The organism is Pseudoalteromonas sp. BZA4 (assembly GCF_040104395.1).
Lineage (GTDB): Bacteria > Pseudomonadota > Gammaproteobacteria > Enterobacterales > Alteromonadaceae > Pseudoalteromonas.
On the sequence record NZ_JBECOT010000032.1, the window covers coordinates 17066 to 32103 of the forward strand.

Below are 15038 nucleotides of genomic sequence, written 5' to 3' on the forward strand. Positions count from 1 at the left end.
ATATGTGCGCAGTTAACAGAATTTATATAACTGCGAATGTTTCTTTTAACAGAAATAATTACCTAAGTCACACAGGTTTTTTAATTAATTGAGAATAAAATATGCACCCGCACTTACCTCTATGCACCAGTATGGGGTAAGTGGTTAAAGGGTGAGCGGTTTAAATGCTTGATTTGTACAAATTGGATGATAATGAGTGTGGAATAGAGGCTTTTGTTACTAAATTCTCTGCACAGCTTTGGTGCAAAGGAATGTGTAGGATTTTTACCTTTTTAAATGTATAGACAAGCCATGAAGGCAACGCGAGCAAAGACTTTCTTTGCTCGCTTTTTAAACATCAATAAATTAACGCTATTTATTAATATAGTTTAGCGCTATCGCAAGTTGATTTAAGTGCGCAGTGAGCTTTTCTTGTGCCTCGTGGGCTTCGTTGAGTGTAACAAACTTAAAGTGAAGGAAATCGCCGGGTTTTAATTGTGCAAAATGACGAAGATCCGCTTCGATCACAGTGCCGAGCAATGGATAACCACCCGTTGTTTGCGCATCGTTTAATAGCACTATGGGTTCACCGTTTGGCGGTAGCTGAATACAGCCAGGAGCTACAGCCATAGAGGGTAATGAAACATCATGGCTGATATCACATTCCTCACTTAATAGTCTTGTGCCCATGCGGTTACTATTAGGCGATACATGCCAAGAATGATTTATAAAGTTAACGATGGTGTCTTTTGGTAACAGTGCTGCATGTGGTGCAGCATGAATACGAATTTGTGTACTTTTAGGTGGTAGCATGGCGCCTAAGCCAACTTTGGTATTGTACCTTGGCGTTATATCAAAACTATCGCCAGCCTGTAGTGCTTGACCGGTTAAGCCACCAAAACCCGCTAATATATCAGTAGAATAAGAATCTAAAATGGGCTCAGGTAAATGCCACTCGCCGCCAATAGCAAGGTAACTTCTAAAACCATGACGCGCCGCATTAAACTTTAATACATCGCCTTTTTTTATGTAAAAGCTCCAGCCAGGATCAACAGGGTTGCCATTTACTGTGGCTTTCATATCTGTGCCGTGCAGAGCAATGTAGTAATCGTTATCGAACTGAATCTCGGCCAGACCCAAAGTGATCTCAATAACGGGGTTGTTGTCGTCGTTGCCAACTAAACGGTTTGTAATAACTTGAGCGTAAGGGTCTATACACCCTGATTGACCAATGCCTAAATGGCGAGAGCCTGTGCGGCCTTGATCTTGTATAGACATTTGCATGCCAGGTTTGATGATAGTGATCATTTTAACACCTCCTGAATAACAAACTCTAAAGTATCACCGGGTTCAATAGCACAAGGCGAGGCTGCATTGATATTAAACAGACGAAAATCTGTATGACCAATAATTTGCCAGCCACCAGGGGAGCTTTCAGGGTAAATACCGGTTTGATCGCCGCCAATAGCAACTGAACCTTTTGGAACAGAGAGCCTAGGTTTGGCATGGCGAGGTGTGTAAAGTTGTGGATTTAAACCATCTAAATAAGCAAAACCGGGCTTAAAGCCTAAAAATAGTACGTGGTATTTGGCACTACTGTGCATTTGAGCAACATCATCAACAGAAAGATTATGATGTTTAGCAACATGCGCTATATCAGGCCCATATTCACCACCATAACGAGTAGCAAGTTTATGATGACGTGAGTTAAAGTCAGTGGCTTTTAGTTCGTGCCATTGTTCAAGTAATCGTGGTAGCCAGCCAGCAAGTTGAGCGGGCTCTTTTAGATAAAGCGTTAAATTATTATTGGCAGGGACTACATCAACAAAGTCATCACTGCTTTGGCAATATTGGGCTAATGCCCATATTTTCTTTTGCGTAATCAGTGTGTCGCTTACTGTTTCATAGGCATCAAAAAAGATGCTATGCGTAGTGAGCGCCATAATTTTAGGTGTACTATTGGTCGTCGTCATTGCGTATCAATCTTATTATTATCCCTTAATGCTTATTAGCATATAGGCTGTTTGTTGATGATGTAAATGTGTCTTTAGTGTTAATTAGAAAAACTCAAGACAATCAAGTGGCTATAATAGCTTATAACCACTTGATAAAGCGCAATGCCTAATTACTGTGCGTTATTTAGTAACCAATTAGACAGTAAACGCACGCCATAGCCTGTACCGCCTTCAGCTAGTTCATCTTTTGCTTTAGAATTTAACGCGTTACCAGCAATATCAATGTGAACCCAACGTGTGTCACCGGCAAAGTTTTGTAAGAAACTCGCTGCTGTAGTAGCACCTGGGCCATGTGAACCAATGTTTTTAAGATCAGCTATGTCTGACTTTAATGCATCTTCATAACCTAAAGGTAAACGCCATAGGTTCTCGTTTACTTGCTTACCAGCAACAGTTAGTTGCTCTACAAGCGTGTCGTCATCAGAGAACACAGCCGCATAGTCATTACCTACAGCACGAATTTTAGACCCGGTTAGGGTCGCAACATCAACCATAATACTTGGCTTGTACTTGTCGCGGGCATACCACATTGCATCACTTAATACTAAACGGCCTTCAGCATCTGTATTTACAATCTCAACGCTTAAACCTTCAGCGGTTCTTACAACGTCACCCGGCGCTACGGCAAATTGCGATACCATATTAGCTGCCATGCCCATGACAGCAACTACGTTTGTGTCGGCTTTAGCCAGTGCCATTGCTTTTACAGTACCCAGTACGGCTGCTGCGCCTGCCATGTCTGATTTCATGCGGGCGATTGAAGCGCCTGTTTTAAGGCTGTAACCACCAGAATCAAAGGTAATACCTTTACCCACTAATGCGATAGGGGTGTTTTTATTACCTTGATAATGAGCAACCACTAAACGTGCACCTTCTTCGCTACCACGGCCAACAGCCTCAAGTGCACCCATGCCCAGCTTTTTAAGTTGCTTAGGCTCTAAAACAGTAATTTTAACACCTAACTTTTTAAGCTCTTTTGCCGCTTTAGCAAAATCAACCGGCGTCATTTCTGTTGCAACTTCAGACGTTAAGTCACGTGCTAAAAATACACCTTGTTCAATGCTTTGTAGTAGTTTATGGGTTTTGACCGCTTGGTCTAAATTTTCAACATCTACCGTGTAGTTAACAACGTGGCTGTCTTGTTCTTTTTTGTATTGCTCAAAACGGTGGTCACGTAAATTTGCGCCATGTGCAAATTCTGCTGCATATTTAGCATTGATTGCGCTGTCTTTTAGCTCTGAAAAATCAAGGCTAACATTGGCTTGTTTAGCCGATTGTAATTTAGCGTGAACATTACCACCTAGTTTTGCCATTTTTGCTGCATCTAGTTTTGGCTGCTCTCCTAAGCCAACAAGTAAGATGCGTTGATGGTCGCTACCGTTTGGTGCGATAACTTCTAACGTTTTGCCATAGCCTGCTTTAAAGTCGCTAAATTCAATGACTTTATTTAGGTGAGTTTGGGTTTCTGGCTTTAAATAATTAAAGTTAGCAACTTGGCTATCTGTATCTAAAAATAAAACTAGGGTGTTGTCGTTCGGTTTAATTGATTTCGCAAAAGTGAACTCTGCGGCATTCACTTGCGTAGCAAGTGTTAATCCTAATGCAATAGCAGATAAGCTGTGTGCAATTTTCATTTTTTAATATCCCAATGTTAAAAAGCTGTGTTTTACCGTAAATAAGGTTAAGAGTTAAATTGTTAGCGGTGAATCGCTGTTTGCATGCGTTTAAGTTGAAATTATTAATACCTATGCTCGGTCTGTCTTAAATACAGGCTTTTAAGAGGAAATTAGTATGACAATTAAGTCGATGTTACTGACACTATTCACTTGCAGTGCCATTTTTACCACCAGCTCAATTAAAGCTGAAACAATGCCAGATAACGCGACAGGGCATATTGAAACCATTGTGCTTGGTTCAGGTTGCTTTTGGGGAGCAGAAAAACGATACGAAGCACTTGATGGTGTGTTGGATGCGGTATCTGGCTATGCCGATGGGCATGGATTTAAAGCGACTTACAAGAACATAACACGTAGCTCTCGACGCTTTGATAAAAACAATTATGCAGAAGTTGTTAAAGTGACATACAACAGTAACGAGTTAACAACTCAATCGCTTTTAAAGCATTATTTTGAAAATCATGATCCAACTCAGCTAAATCGCCAAGGGAATGATGTTGGTACTCAATACCGCTCAACAATTTTGGTAAGTAATAATGAGCAACTCGAGATTGCCAATAAACTTAAAGATGAATACCAAAGCAAATTAACCGCAGCAGGCTACGGCAAGATTGTGACTGTGATAAAACCGCTTGATGCATTTTATGCCGCTGAGGATTATCACCAAGATTATTTAAAGAAAAACCCCAATGGCTATTGCCCTGATCATTCAACGGGCGTTGTATTCACACCAGTAGAAAAACAGCAGGTTGATAACACAGCCTTATTGGCCGGTAAGCAAATTGTAGTGATAGATGCTAAAGGTTATTGCCCATACTGTGAAAAGTTTAAAAAAGAGGTGGCTAATCAGTACATGGGCTCGATACCTATGACATTCCGTCATGCTGATCAACTTGATGGCTTAACGATTAAAACGCCGACTTGGGCAACGCCCACGTTATTATTTATAGAAAATGGCGAAGAGGTTTATGGTCGCCAAGGCTATGTTAGCAAAGGTGAGTTTTACAAAGCCTTAGGCGCATTTAAACTAGGTGACAGTGAAGCCTTTAGAGTGGCGTTTCATGCAAGAACAGACAGCCCATTTTGTAAGCAATACGATATCTTTAAAAATACACCAGACGGTATTTTTATTGATAAGCTAAGTGGAGCGCCGCTTTTTGACACCCGAGATAGATTTAACTCAGGCACTGGCTGGCTTTCTTTTACTCATCCTGTGAAAGACAGTGTAACTATGCATGAAGACAACAGTTATGGCATGCAACGTATTGAGCTTAAATCAAAAAGCTCGGGTATTCATTTAGGTCATTTGTTCCCTGGTGAAGGGCCAAGAGGTAAAGACAGGTACTGCATTAATGCTACTGTGCTTGATTTTGTGCCAAGAGATAAATCTTAAAAGGTAACTGATGTAAGAAAACCAGCCGACATGGCTGGTTTTCTTTTAGCCTGATGACTTATTACCACAATTTTAATTCCTGTTTCGCGAGATTTAATTTAAACATTGTTTTCTCCTTGTTAGCGTAAGCGTTGTGCTTACTCTATAAAGTTAGAAAACAGGGGTGAAAACTGACAAACGATATAATCGCACCCATAAGGTGAAGAAAAGTATTCTATAACGCAGATATTTTAGACGAAAAAAAGCCCGGTCAGAACACACAAGAACCGGGCTTTCGACAACAATTTGGTTGGGGTAACTTTTACAGCGCTAGGTTTTGCTTTGCGCGGCTTAAGTTGTGGTTAACAAGTTCGTTTTTAGAAATTTGCACTGCTTCATAAAAGTCAGAAAGAGCAGCAGTATCGTTTTCAGACATGATGCGTGCAACACCACGGTTACTAAGTGCAAATGATGTTAATTCGCGGCGTTTGTAACCTGGTACTTTACTTGTGCTTAGAAGAGAAATTGCTTGTGTACACAGGCTTTCCGCTTCTGAAAAATTCTTTTCTTTAACGCTTAATGCACAGCGGTTGAAGGCAGTTTCGTATTGGCTTGTTGCATTATCGTTAGTTTGAGCTTGCTCAATAACCATCAGTTTATAATCAGCTTGATCGGCTACTGCCATCGCTGAGCAAGTTAATAAAGAGCTAAGTGCAATAGTTTTTACAAGTGTTTTTAACATGATAGTTTTCCTCTGAATAAGTTGGTGTTTCTTGCCAACGAGTGAACTTTAAAATATTCCTATAAGCTAAACAAACGATTAAATTAAAACTGATAGATGAAGAAATTTAATCTATAGAGTAATTACTCAGGATTCAGGGTTTTACTGTGGTGTAGAGGAGGTGAAGTTGTTTTATTCCTGTATTAAAAAGTGAAATTAGCTTAGCTGAGTGCTGATAATTTAATGGCGTCACGTCATGTACAAATGTTATTTGGGCTTAAGGGACGCGGCCGTACTGTTAGGACAGTAGCAAAAGGTAAGTAACTTTGTTAAAAATTGTCTTTTAAGTAATATTCTGTCGAATTGTTCAGGTGATATTGTTCTCATAGCTAAAAAATTTGGTTTACTACCCAGAGATAAACCGACTTGGATTGAAGTTGAATAAAAGGCTCTTTTTCTAAAGACCGACAAAATTAGAAAATTTGAATTCTGTTTGCTTTGCACTCATTTTAACCTACCGTTAAAGCTAATTAAGTTGGCGAAACAACTCAAGGAAAGGCATGGATAAATTTATTTGGGAGATTACTGTTCAAGATATTAATGAACATGCTGTTTGGCTTTTTAAGTACTGTAAGGACTATTCTGTTGATGAAACGATTGTAACACCAGCATCTGAAGCTGATATATTAAACCCAAATAATCAGTTACTTGTAAAATCACAGTTTACTGATGCTATTGGCAATAAATTCTTGGGTTACATTAATGCTGGCTTAGTTGGAGTTGAGTATACACAACCATGTATGTTTGTTGATGATGAACCAGTTGGCTTTTGGTTTGGCATATCAACACCCAATACAATTGATTTACCAAAACTAAACTTTCCAATTCAGGCTGTTTCAGAGCCTATCTATGGTCTGCCTTCTCAAATCGAGATTATTAACGGTTATATTTCCTCGAGTATTGAGATATCGTCACAATAGACTACTCACCTAACAAATATTTCTAACTATAATTATGCAAAAATTATCTAAATTTCTTTTACTCGCCAGTCTCATATCTGGAGTGCTTTCATTTAAAACGCATGCTAACAACCAGTCAGCTGATTTCGAAGTCATTAATCTCGCTGATGATTTTTATACTTTATATCAGTCAAGCAAGACGTTGACTGCAGAAAATAGAGCAGAGCAGTTTTCTCAACATGTCACCTCTCAATTTGCGCCTTTTTATAGTGATAAAAGCTTTGTTAAAGCTATTGAGGGTTTCAGTGAAATAGAAGAACTCTATTTATCAAAAAATAGGCGTTTATCTAAAGATTTAAATAGCAGTATGGAATCATTTATTGCTACTTTCCCTGATTTCAAATCTGAAACCCCCATTTACATACTTCACTCGTTAGGAAGGTTCAATGGGGCAACGCGAGAGTTAAATGGTAAGTCTTACTTAATGTTTGGTGTAGACCTTATGGCCGAATATCATACCTGGAAGAACGATACGCCATTCTTTCATCACGAGTTATTTCATGTTTATCATGAAAAATTATTTCAATGTAAGGATGAGTTATGGTGCTCTATTTGGACTGAGGGATTAGCTACTTACGTTTCATATAAATTAACTCCGTCAGCCAGTGATGATGAATTGATGCTAAACATACCTAGCAATCTGGTAAAAAAGATTCGCTCAAGGCAGCTCGATTCTCTCGTTGACCTCAAGAAAAAGTTTTATTCGAAAAAACCTGAAATATATTCTTCATTTTTCAACTTCGCAAAGGACGAGACAAAGCTGCCATACCGAAGAGGTTATTACCTAGGTTTTATTTTAGCTAAAGAAATTGGCAAAAATTACAGCTTAGAGCAATTGGCTAAAATGGATAAACAGACAGTAGAGAGCCTATTGCTAAAAGAGCTTGATTTATTGATAAAAGCGGAAGGCTAAAAAACTAAACACCTAAACGACAAAACCCAGCCTAAGCTGGGTTTTGAGACAACACAATCCTGTGAGAACTTATAAAGCTAAGTTCTTTTTCGCACGCGTTAAGTTGTGCTCAACTAACTCGTTACCTGAAATTTGTACTGCTTCATAAAAGTCTGACAATGCAGCAGTGTCGTTTTCAGACATGATGCGTGCAACACCACGGTTACTTAACGTAAATGACGTTAGTTCGCGACGTTTATAGCTAGGTACTTTACTCGTACTTAGTAAGCTAATTGCTTTTGAGCATAATGTTTCAGCTTGAGAGAATTTTTTCTCTTTAACACTCAAAGCACAGTCATTAAATGCTTGTTCGTATTGACGGTTCTCTGCAACATCAGCAGTGATAGATTGGTCAATTACCATTAATTTGTAGTCACTCTGATCAGCCACTGCCATAGCTGAACAAGTTAACAAAGAGCTAAGTGCAACGCGTTTCATAAGTGTACTAAACATAATCTTTTCCTCTATTTGAATCGGTATCATTCGCCGACAAATGAACTTTAATTGAACTGCGCAAATTCAACAAACGATAAAAAATGACCTAATAGATGAAGAAATTTAACCTATAGACTTTAGTCTAATGTAATGAGTTAGTCTTAAAGCCGTCAGCCGTCAGCCGTCAGCCGTCAGCCGTCAGCCGTCAGCCGTCAGCCGTCAGCCGTCAGATCTGTGATCTGACCCCGATAAAGTAGACGCGGGGTTTAAATAGCTAATGTTTACTATAAAGAAAAATAAAGTAGCAGAGTACGCAGAACAAACAAATTATTGTTAATTAAAAATAAAATCGGTACTTTATGATGGTATGTATAGTTTATGACTTAATTTATTCAGGATAAGCGTATAACCATGAAAATGATATTTGCGTTGTTACTTTTAGTGCCTGTTATTGCCAATGCTGCTGAAGATAAAGTGGCCGTTTATCTTAATTTTGAGCAGGCTTATTTGAGCAATGATGTATCTTTGTTTGCACCATTATTAAGTAAAAACTATACCATTAGACAAACATTGCATATTCCAGGCATAGGGTCAGATACTGTTCCTGTTACTAAAGCTCAGTTACTTGAAGGCATGAAGCAAAATCCTAAGCCTAGTTCATTACCGCGCTCAAAAGCTGAATCAGTTAAAATAGAAACAATTTCAAAACAGCAATTCTGTGCAAGTTCACAAACTTTAGATCAAGTCGTAGTAGCAGGTAAAAACTACGAAGAGAAGGAACTACGTAAAGCATGCTTCCTTCATAAAAACAATCGCTATGAAGCTATATCACATACCATTGATGTTTATTATCGAGAGCTTTGATTGAGATAGTTAACATTCAGAAATTTCTGTGTATCAAATAAACGTACTAACTGATATTAATTACGGATAAACCCTATAAATGAGATAAGGAAATAAATATGAACAAACAGTTAGGTTTAGTAGCAGGGGTATTACTAGCTTCAACAAGTTGTTTCGCAGCTGATCGTTTTCAAGTTGAAACATCTGTTTATAAAGCGAATGAGCTACTAGCATCGCCAGTAATGCTGGTGGAAGAAAAACAAGCTGCGGCTATCTCTATAGGTGAGGGGTTTAGCTATGAAGTTACAGTTATACCACAACAAAATAATACGGCAGCTGTAGAAACATCAATCACACTCGCTGGCAGCTATTTTACACCTTCTTTTATTGTGGAATATGGTAAACAGGCTTCTTTTGAAATTGATGAAAACAAAGTGAGTATTTTAGTAACCAAGTCGAAAAGTTAAATTAGCAATAAAAGACCCTCAAAAAATTGAGGGTCATTTATCTATTATTTTAGATGTTTAAAAGTATCAATCATCCATTTTATAAATAGCTCTAATTGTGCATTAGTTTCACTAGGATCGTGTTGCACTAAGTAATATTTATCTTTTGTTTTTAATGGCATATCGGTGAAATTAAATAACCACTGCTCATCAAACCAAGTCTGACTGATAGGTAAGGGGATTAGGGCAATACCCATACCCTGTTGTGCGGCACGTGCCACACCAAACATACTATCAACTTGAATAATTTGCTTTGGTGCAAAGTCTTCAATACCAGCATGCTCTGCCCATTGGTGCCAAGCCCAAGGACGCGCTTTATGAAGTATAAGAGGTACTTCATTTAATGCCTGAAACGGGTTTTCTTGCCATGCTTGCCAGTTTTCTTTATTGCAAGCTGGTGTATACGATAGCGAAAATAGCTCATGTACAACGCCTTCGTGCGGTTTAGATGAAGACAATACAATCGACAAATCGCTTTGCTTAGTCAGCTCTTTACGCGTTTTTAAGGTATTAAGCTGTAAGTTTGTATTTGGGTGCTCACTGGTCCATTCGCTCAGTTTTGGCATTAAAAGCTCACTGGCAAAAAACTCAGGTAGCGTAATACTGATGGTTACGTTTTCTTGTAACTGACTAAACTCATTGATGGTTTTTTCTAGCGCTTTGATCAGCGGTGATACAGAGTCATAAAAATTCTTCCCCGCAGCAGTTAGGCGGATAGAGCGGGTTTGACGTTCAAAAAGTTCAATACCCAATTGTTCTTCTAATTGTTTAATCTGATGGCTTACGGCAGACGGCGTAAGGTAAAGTTGGTTTGCAGCATCTTTAAAGCTAAGGGTGCGTGCAGCAAAACAAAATGAGCGTAAGCCACGAATAGGTGTTTGCATAGTTAATTTCAGTAAGTCTCAATAGCGCTTGTTAGTTAATTAACTGCTAAGCAATTATTATCCCAAAATGTAAAAAAATAGAGAGTAAAGAATGAATATAGCTAACTCTTGCCATATTGTATAAAAAACAATCTTGAATCGCTCGTTTAATCTATGTTTAGGCAAATGTTTAGTAAAAAAGTGATCTTAGCAGTTTTAGCTATTTCGTCATAGTCTCAGTATTAGATACTGCCAATTCACTAAAGCAGGGCATTTTATACTATTTATGTGACAAAATGGTGCGGCGAAGGGCTAACTTTAGATAAAAAAAATCCCTCTTGCGAGGGATTTTGGGTAACTCAGCGCCATTGGCACTGGGAATGAGGTCGGTACATGGGATGTGAGTGGCTTAAAAAACCATCTCTGGAACATCACCTTCAACAAGCAATTTGCCTGCCGTTTTGCTAATAATTTCATCTACCGACACGCCTGGAGCGCGTTCGATTAGATGAAATGCGCCGTCTTTAACTTCTAGTACGGCTAAATCAGTTACGATTTTCTTTACACAGTTAACCCCAGTTAGCGGTAAAGTGCAACTTTCTAATAACTTAGAGTCGCCATGCTTGCTTGCATGAGTCATCGTAACAATAATATTCTTCGCGCCAGCAACGAGGTCCATCGCGCCACCCATGCCTTTAATTAGCTTTTTTGGGATCATCCACGATGCGATGTTACCGTTCTGGTCAACTTCAAATGCACCTAATACTGTTAAGTCTACATGACCACCCCGTATCATGGCAAAACTATCTGCACTATTAAATATTGCTGCACCTGTGGCTGCTGTCACGGTTTCTTTACCCGCGTTGATCATATCTGCATCAACTTGGTCTTTGGTTGGGTACGCACCCATACCTAATAAGCCATTTTCAGACTGCAACATAACCTCTATACCGTCAGGTACATAGTTAGCAACCAGAGTAGGGATACCAATACCTAGATTTACGTAATAGCCATCTTGTAGTTCTTGTGCAACACGCATTGCAACTTGTTCACGTGATAATGCCATTTTATTGCTCCTTAATCGCGAGTTGTTACACGTTCAATGCGTTTTTCAAAGTCGCCTTTGATCACGCGATTAACATAAATACCTGGGGTATGAATTTGGCTTGGCTCAAGTTCACCTGGCTCAACAATCTCTTCTACTTCAGCAACAGTAATTTTACCTGCTGTTGCGGCCATCGGGTTGAAGTTCATTGCTGTGTGGCGAAATACAAGATTTCCGTAGCGGTCAGCTTTCCATGCTTTAACAATGGCAAACTCGCCTGTAATTGACTCTTCTAAGATATACGGGCGACCATCAAATTCTTTGACTTCTTTACCTTCGGCAACCGGAGTACCGTAACCTGTAGCAGTATAAAACGCAGGAATACCCGCACCACCAGCACGCATCTTCTCAGCGAGTGTCCCTTGTGGTGTTAAAACAACATCAATTTCGCCATCGAGTAGTTGTTTTTCGAAAAGCGCATTTTCACCCACATAAGAAGCGATGATTTTTTTAATTTGCTTATCGTGAAGTAAAACCCCTAAACCAAAATCATCTACACCGCAGTTGTTCGAAACAACGGTTAGATTTTTAGTTTGTTTACGCTTAATTTCACTGATAAGTCCCTCAGGAATACCACACAAGCCAAAGCCACCAGCGATAACAGTATCGCCATCTTTTAAACCTTCCATTGCAGCTTCATAACTTGAAACCACTTTATCGAAACCGGCCATGAGCCTACTCCTTAATTATTCTGAGTGTTCTTTAGAGCAAGTGATACCTTGCTGACAGGTTGTTTATTTAATGCACTGCAAATAGCCCAACCAGCTTTCGCCAGTCTTTCTAAATCAATTCCATGCTCTATGCCAAGCCCTTGTAGTAAGTAAACTACATCTTCAGTGGCAACATTTCCTGACGCACCTTTGGCATAAGGGCAACCACCAAGGCCTGCAACAGCACTATCAACCGTTGCTATACCGCGTGTTAGGGCGGTGTAAATATTTGTGAGCGCTTGTCCGTAGGTGTCGTGAAAATGTACAGCGAGTTTTGATTTATCAATATGTTGCAAGAGTAAATCTAATAACTCATCAACTTTTTTCGCCGTACCTACACCAATGGTGTCGCCAAGGCTAATTTCGTAACAACCAAGCTCTAATAATCGCTGTGATACTTTTAATACATCATTGTAGTCGACATCACCTTGATATGGACAACCCATCACACAGCTAACATAACCTCTAACACGAATGTTATTCGCTTTGGCAAAATCCATGACATCTTTAAAGCGATCAATACTTTCATCAATAGAGCAGTTAATGTTCTTTTGACAAAACGCTTCACTTGCTGCTGTAAAGATTGCAAATTCTTGTATGCCGACTTGTTTTGCCGCCTCTGCACCCCGTAAATTCGGGGTGAGGGCACTTAAGTTAACATTAGGCAAATTTAACGCGCTAATTACATCGCTTGAGTCAGCCATTTGTGGCACCCATTTAGGTGACACAAAGGCGCCTGCTTCAATATCTTTAAGCCCAGCATCTGCAAGGGCGTTGATAAGAGCGACTTTATCTTGAGTGCTAACGGCAGCTTCATTTTGCAAGCCGTCTCTGGCGCCAACTTCTACAATGCGAACAAAATCAGGAAACTGTGCCATTACGCCTCCGGCTCTTCAACAATCGCGAGCATATCACCGTGACTCACCAGTTCACCTTCAGCAAAGCAATAGCTGGTTAATACACCATCATGCGGGGCATTAAGAGTATATTCCATTTTCATCGCTTCTATGATGACAACAGCGTCACCTTTAGCGACAGTACTACCCACTTCAACTAAATGCTTAACAACAGTACCATTGAGTGGTGCAGCAAGTGGTAGTGCATCACTTTCGTGTTCACTAATATAGTGTTTATCAATTAGCTCTAGCACCGTTTGCTGTGCTTTGTACATCACTGTGATGTGAGAGTCTGTTTGATTAATATGAGCCACAACTTTTTCGCCATTAACGACTAGGTTTGCAAGGCCATTTTCAACCTTGCCTGAGCTTGTATAGTCAACTCCATCTAGGCTGATTTTAAAGCCATCTGAGGTCTTAATAGCATGAACGTTTAAATCAACAAACGGAATCGTTGTCTTAGCGTCACTGTTTAGCATAAAGCCTGTTAATTGTTGCCATGGGCTACTGCTTTCACCTTTTAATTGATGTGCATACGCATAGGCTGCCACAACAGTTGCAATAACAGACTGTTGCTCACTTTTAGCAACAAGGCGCTCACCTTGGTCTTCAATAAAGTGCGTATCGGGTGCACCTGCTTGAAAAGTAGGGTGGTTAGCAAGATTATGTAAGAAATTAACGTTACAGCTAAAACCTGCAAGGTGGAATTGCTCTAGTGCTTTTGATAAACGCCCAAGCGCTGCCTCACGGTTATCGTCATGCACAATTAATTTAGCAATCATAGGGTCGTAGAACGGGCTAATTTCATCACCCGCTGCAATCCCTGTATCTATACGTACAAATTCAGATTCGTTCGGTGTGAATAGGGCGTCAATGTGGCCAGAACACGGAATAAAGTCATTACTTGGATCTTCTGCATAAATACGCGCTTCAAAGCTGTGACCTTGTAGCTGAATATCTGATTGGCTAAGTGGTAATGCTTCACCTGCAGCAATGTTGATTTGCCAATTCACTAAATCAACACCGGTTACCATTTCTGTTACTGGGTGCTCTACTTGTAAACGTGTGTTCATTTCCATGAAGAAGAATTCATCACCGCATAATAAAAACTCAACCGTACCTGCACCGCGATAGTTAATCGCTTGGGCACAACGTACTGCTGCTTCACCCATTTCTTTACGAAGTTCATCAGATAAACCTGGAGCAGGGGCTTCTTCAATTACTTTTTGGTGACGACGCTGCAAAGAGCAGTCTCGATCACCTAAGTACACACAGTTACCATGGCTATCGGCAAAAACTTGTACTTCAACATGGCGAGGTTTAGTGACATAGCGCTCTAACAGCACTAAATCGTTACCAAAACCGGCTTTTGCTTCACGTTTTGCGCCTTCAAGTGCACTGATAAAATCTTTTGCGTGTTCGACAACTCGCATACCTTTACCACCGCCACCAAAAGCTGCTTTAATCAGTACCGGGTAACCAATTTTTTCAGCTTCGGCTTGTAAAAACTCAGTATCTTGGTTGTCACCATAGTAACCAGGCACTAAAGGTACATTTGCTTGGTGCATAATTTCTTTAGCGCGGGTTTTTGAGCCCATGGCTTCAATACTTGATGCTGGCGGGCCAATAAAGGCGATATCATTTTTCTCACACGCGAGCGCAAAGTCACAGTTCTCTGATAAAAAACCATAGCCAGGGTGGATACAATCAACACCAGCTTGTTTTGCAACATCGATGATTTTGTCTGCCACTAAGTATGAGTCTTTACTTGGCGCAGGACCAATATGATACGCCTCATCAGCAAGCTTTACGTGCTGAGCTTGTTTATCAGCATCTGAGTACACTGCAACCGTTGTTAAGCCCATTTGCTTTGCTGTACGCATAACTCGGCAGGCAATTTCACCACGGTTGGCAACGAGAATTTTTTTCAATGATTTTGTTGTCAT

General features: G+C 39.9%; 15 protein-coding genes. 5 read left to right on the forward strand and 10 right to left on the reverse strand.

Translation table 11 applies throughout. The features are described from left to right. Positions 1-351: 351 nt before the first annotated feature. From ABMY41_RS13590 to ABMY41_RS13600, 3 genes are all read right to left on the reverse strand, one after another. Positions 352-1287, reverse strand: coding sequence for a biotin-dependent carboxyltransferase family protein (locus tag ABMY41_RS13590; RefSeq protein WP_349275045.1), 936 nt, complete (start codon positions 1285-1287; stop codon positions 352-354). Then, positions 1284-1952, reverse strand: a complete 669-nt coding sequence (pxpB, locus tag ABMY41_RS13595; protein WP_349275047.1) for a 5-oxoprolinase subunit PxpB — start codon at positions 1950-1952, stop codon at positions 1284-1286. Before pxpB ends, ABMY41_RS13590 begins: the two co-directional genes overlap by 4 nt. A gap of 152 nt (positions 1953-2104) precedes the next feature. Next, on the reverse strand, positions 2105-3628 hold the full coding sequence (locus ABMY41_RS13600; RefSeq protein ID WP_349275049.1) for a leucyl aminopeptidase: 1524 nt from the start codon (positions 3626-3628) through the stop codon (positions 2105-2107). Positions 3629-3785: 157 nt separating this feature from the next. On the opposite strand from ABMY41_RS13600, the gene msrA reads away from it, so the two are divergent. Then, on the forward strand, positions 3786-5063 hold the full coding sequence (msrA, locus tag ABMY41_RS13605) for a peptide-methionine (S)-S-oxide reductase MsrA (protein WP_349275051.1): 1278 nt from the start codon (positions 3786-3788) through the stop codon (positions 5061-5063). 301 nt (positions 5064-5364) lie between these two features. Here msrA and ABMY41_RS13610 read toward each other — a convergent pair whose 3' ends face one another. Further along, positions 5365-5784: a hypothetical protein gene (locus ABMY41_RS13610; protein WP_175081986.1), complete on the reverse strand. Its 420-nt coding sequence runs from the start codon at positions 5782-5784 to the stop codon at positions 5365-5367. A gap of 539 nt (positions 5785-6323) precedes the next feature. Here ABMY41_RS13610 and ABMY41_RS13615 point away from each other — a divergent pair. Both ABMY41_RS13615 and ABMY41_RS13620 read left to right on the forward strand, forming a co-directional pair. Beyond that, entirely contained in the window at positions 6324-6743 is a 420-nt protein-coding gene (locus tag ABMY41_RS13615; protein WP_349275052.1) for a hypothetical protein, read from the forward strand. A gap of 34 nt (positions 6744-6777) precedes the next feature. Beyond that, entirely contained in the window at positions 6778-7695 is a 918-nt protein-coding gene (locus tag ABMY41_RS13620; RefSeq protein WP_349275054.1) for a hypothetical protein, read from the forward strand. 69 nt (positions 7696-7764) lie between these two features. Here the strand turns inward: ABMY41_RS13620 and ABMY41_RS13625 are convergent, their stop codons facing one another. Beyond that, entirely contained in the window at positions 7765-8187 is a 423-nt protein-coding gene (locus ABMY41_RS13625; RefSeq protein ID WP_349275056.1) for a hypothetical protein, read from the reverse strand. 393 nt (positions 8188-8580) lie between these two features. On the opposite strand from ABMY41_RS13625, the gene ABMY41_RS13630 reads away from it, so the two are divergent. Both ABMY41_RS13630 and ABMY41_RS13635 read left to right on the forward strand, forming a co-directional pair. Beyond that, positions 8581-9033, forward strand: a complete 453-nt coding sequence (locus tag ABMY41_RS13630) for a hypothetical protein (RefSeq protein ID WP_349275058.1) — start codon at positions 8581-8583, stop codon at positions 9031-9033. Between the two features lie 98 nt (positions 9034-9131). Continuing rightward, complete coding sequence (locus ABMY41_RS13635) at positions 9132-9479, forward strand: hypothetical protein (RefSeq protein ID WP_349275060.1); 348 nt, start codon at positions 9132-9134, stop codon at positions 9477-9479. A 44-nt stretch (positions 9480-9523) separates the two neighbouring features. Here the strand turns inward: ABMY41_RS13635 and ABMY41_RS13640 are convergent, their stop codons facing one another. From ABMY41_RS13640 to ABMY41_RS13660, 5 genes are all read right to left on the reverse strand, one after another. After that, entirely contained in the window at positions 9524-10402 is an 879-nt protein-coding gene (locus ABMY41_RS13640; RefSeq protein ID WP_054561525.1) for a LysR family transcriptional regulator, read from the reverse strand. Between the two features lie 388 nt (positions 10403-10790). Beyond that, positions 10791-11447, reverse strand: a complete 657-nt coding sequence (locus tag ABMY41_RS13645) for a 3-oxoacid CoA-transferase subunit B (RefSeq protein WP_054553796.1) — start codon at positions 11445-11447, stop codon at positions 10791-10793. 11 nt (positions 11448-11458) lie between these two features. Beyond that, a complete protein-coding gene (locus tag ABMY41_RS13650) occupies positions 11459-12157 on the reverse strand; it encodes a CoA transferase subunit A (RefSeq protein WP_138557504.1) in 699 nt (232 codons plus the stop codon). Positions 12158-12168: 11 nt separating this feature from the next. Then, the gene (locus ABMY41_RS13655; RefSeq protein ID WP_175081978.1) at positions 12169-13074 is read right to left on the reverse strand and encodes a hydroxymethylglutaryl-CoA lyase; all 906 of its coding nucleotides are present in this window, start codon (positions 13072-13074) and stop codon (positions 12169-12171) included. Further along, positions 13074-15038 (reverse strand): acetyl/propionyl/methylcrotonyl-CoA carboxylase subunit alpha, encoded by a 1965-nt coding sequence (locus ABMY41_RS13660; protein WP_349275063.1) that lies wholly within the window; start codon positions 15036-15038, stop codon positions 13074-13076. The genes ABMY41_RS13655 and ABMY41_RS13660 overlap by 1 nt, the downstream gene beginning before the upstream one ends.

Bases quoted from the DNA above. Each gene is read 5' to 3' on its own strand.
- ABMY41_RS13590 (WP_349275045.1), bottom strand. From the start codon at position 1,287: ATGATCACTATCATCAAACCTGGCATGCAAATGTCTATACAAGATCAA.
- pxpB (WP_349275047.1), bottom strand. From the start codon at position 1,952: ATGACGACGACCAATAGTACACCTAAAATTATGGCGCTCACTACGCAT.
- ABMY41_RS13600 (WP_349275049.1), bottom strand. From the start codon at position 3,628: ATGAAAATTGCACACAGCTTATCTGCTATTGCATTAGGATTAACACTT.
- msrA (WP_349275051.1), top strand. From the start codon at position 3,786: ATGACAATTAAGTCGATGTTACTGACACTATTCACTTGCAGTGCCATT.
- ABMY41_RS13610 (WP_175081986.1), bottom strand. From the start codon at position 5,784: ATGTTAAAAACACTTGTAAAAACTATTGCACTTAGCTCTTTATTAACT.
- ABMY41_RS13615 (WP_349275052.1), top strand. From the start codon at position 6,324: ATGGATAAATTTATTTGGGAGATTACTGTTCAAGATATTAATGAACAT.
- ABMY41_RS13620 (WP_349275054.1), top strand. From the start codon at position 6,778: ATGCAAAAATTATCTAAATTTCTTTTACTCGCCAGTCTCATATCTGGA.
- ABMY41_RS13625 (WP_349275056.1), bottom strand. From the start codon at position 8,187: ATGTTTAGTACACTTATGAAACGCGTTGCACTTAGCTCTTTGTTAACT.
- ABMY41_RS13630 (WP_349275058.1), top strand. From the start codon at position 8,581: ATGAAAATGATATTTGCGTTGTTACTTTTAGTGCCTGTTATTGCCAAT.
- ABMY41_RS13635 (WP_349275060.1), top strand. From the start codon at position 9,132: ATGAACAAACAGTTAGGTTTAGTAGCAGGGGTATTACTAGCTTCAACA.
- ABMY41_RS13640 (WP_054561525.1), bottom strand. From the start codon at position 10,402: ATGCAAACACCTATTCGTGGCTTACGCTCATTTTGTTTTGCTGCACGC.
- ABMY41_RS13645 (WP_054553796.1), bottom strand. From the start codon at position 11,447: ATGGCATTATCACGTGAACAAGTTGCAATGCGTGTTGCACAAGAACTA.
- ABMY41_RS13650 (WP_138557504.1), bottom strand. From the start codon at position 12,157: ATGGCCGGTTTCGATAAAGTGGTTTCAAGTTATGAAGCTGCAATGGAA.
- ABMY41_RS13655 (WP_175081978.1), bottom strand. From the start codon at position 13,074: ATGGCACAGTTTCCTGATTTTGTTCGCATTGTAGAAGTTGGCGCCAGA.
- ABMY41_RS13660 (WP_349275063.1), bottom strand. From the start codon at position 15,038: ATGACAACAAAATCATTGAAAAAAATTCTCGTTGCCAACCGTGGTGAA.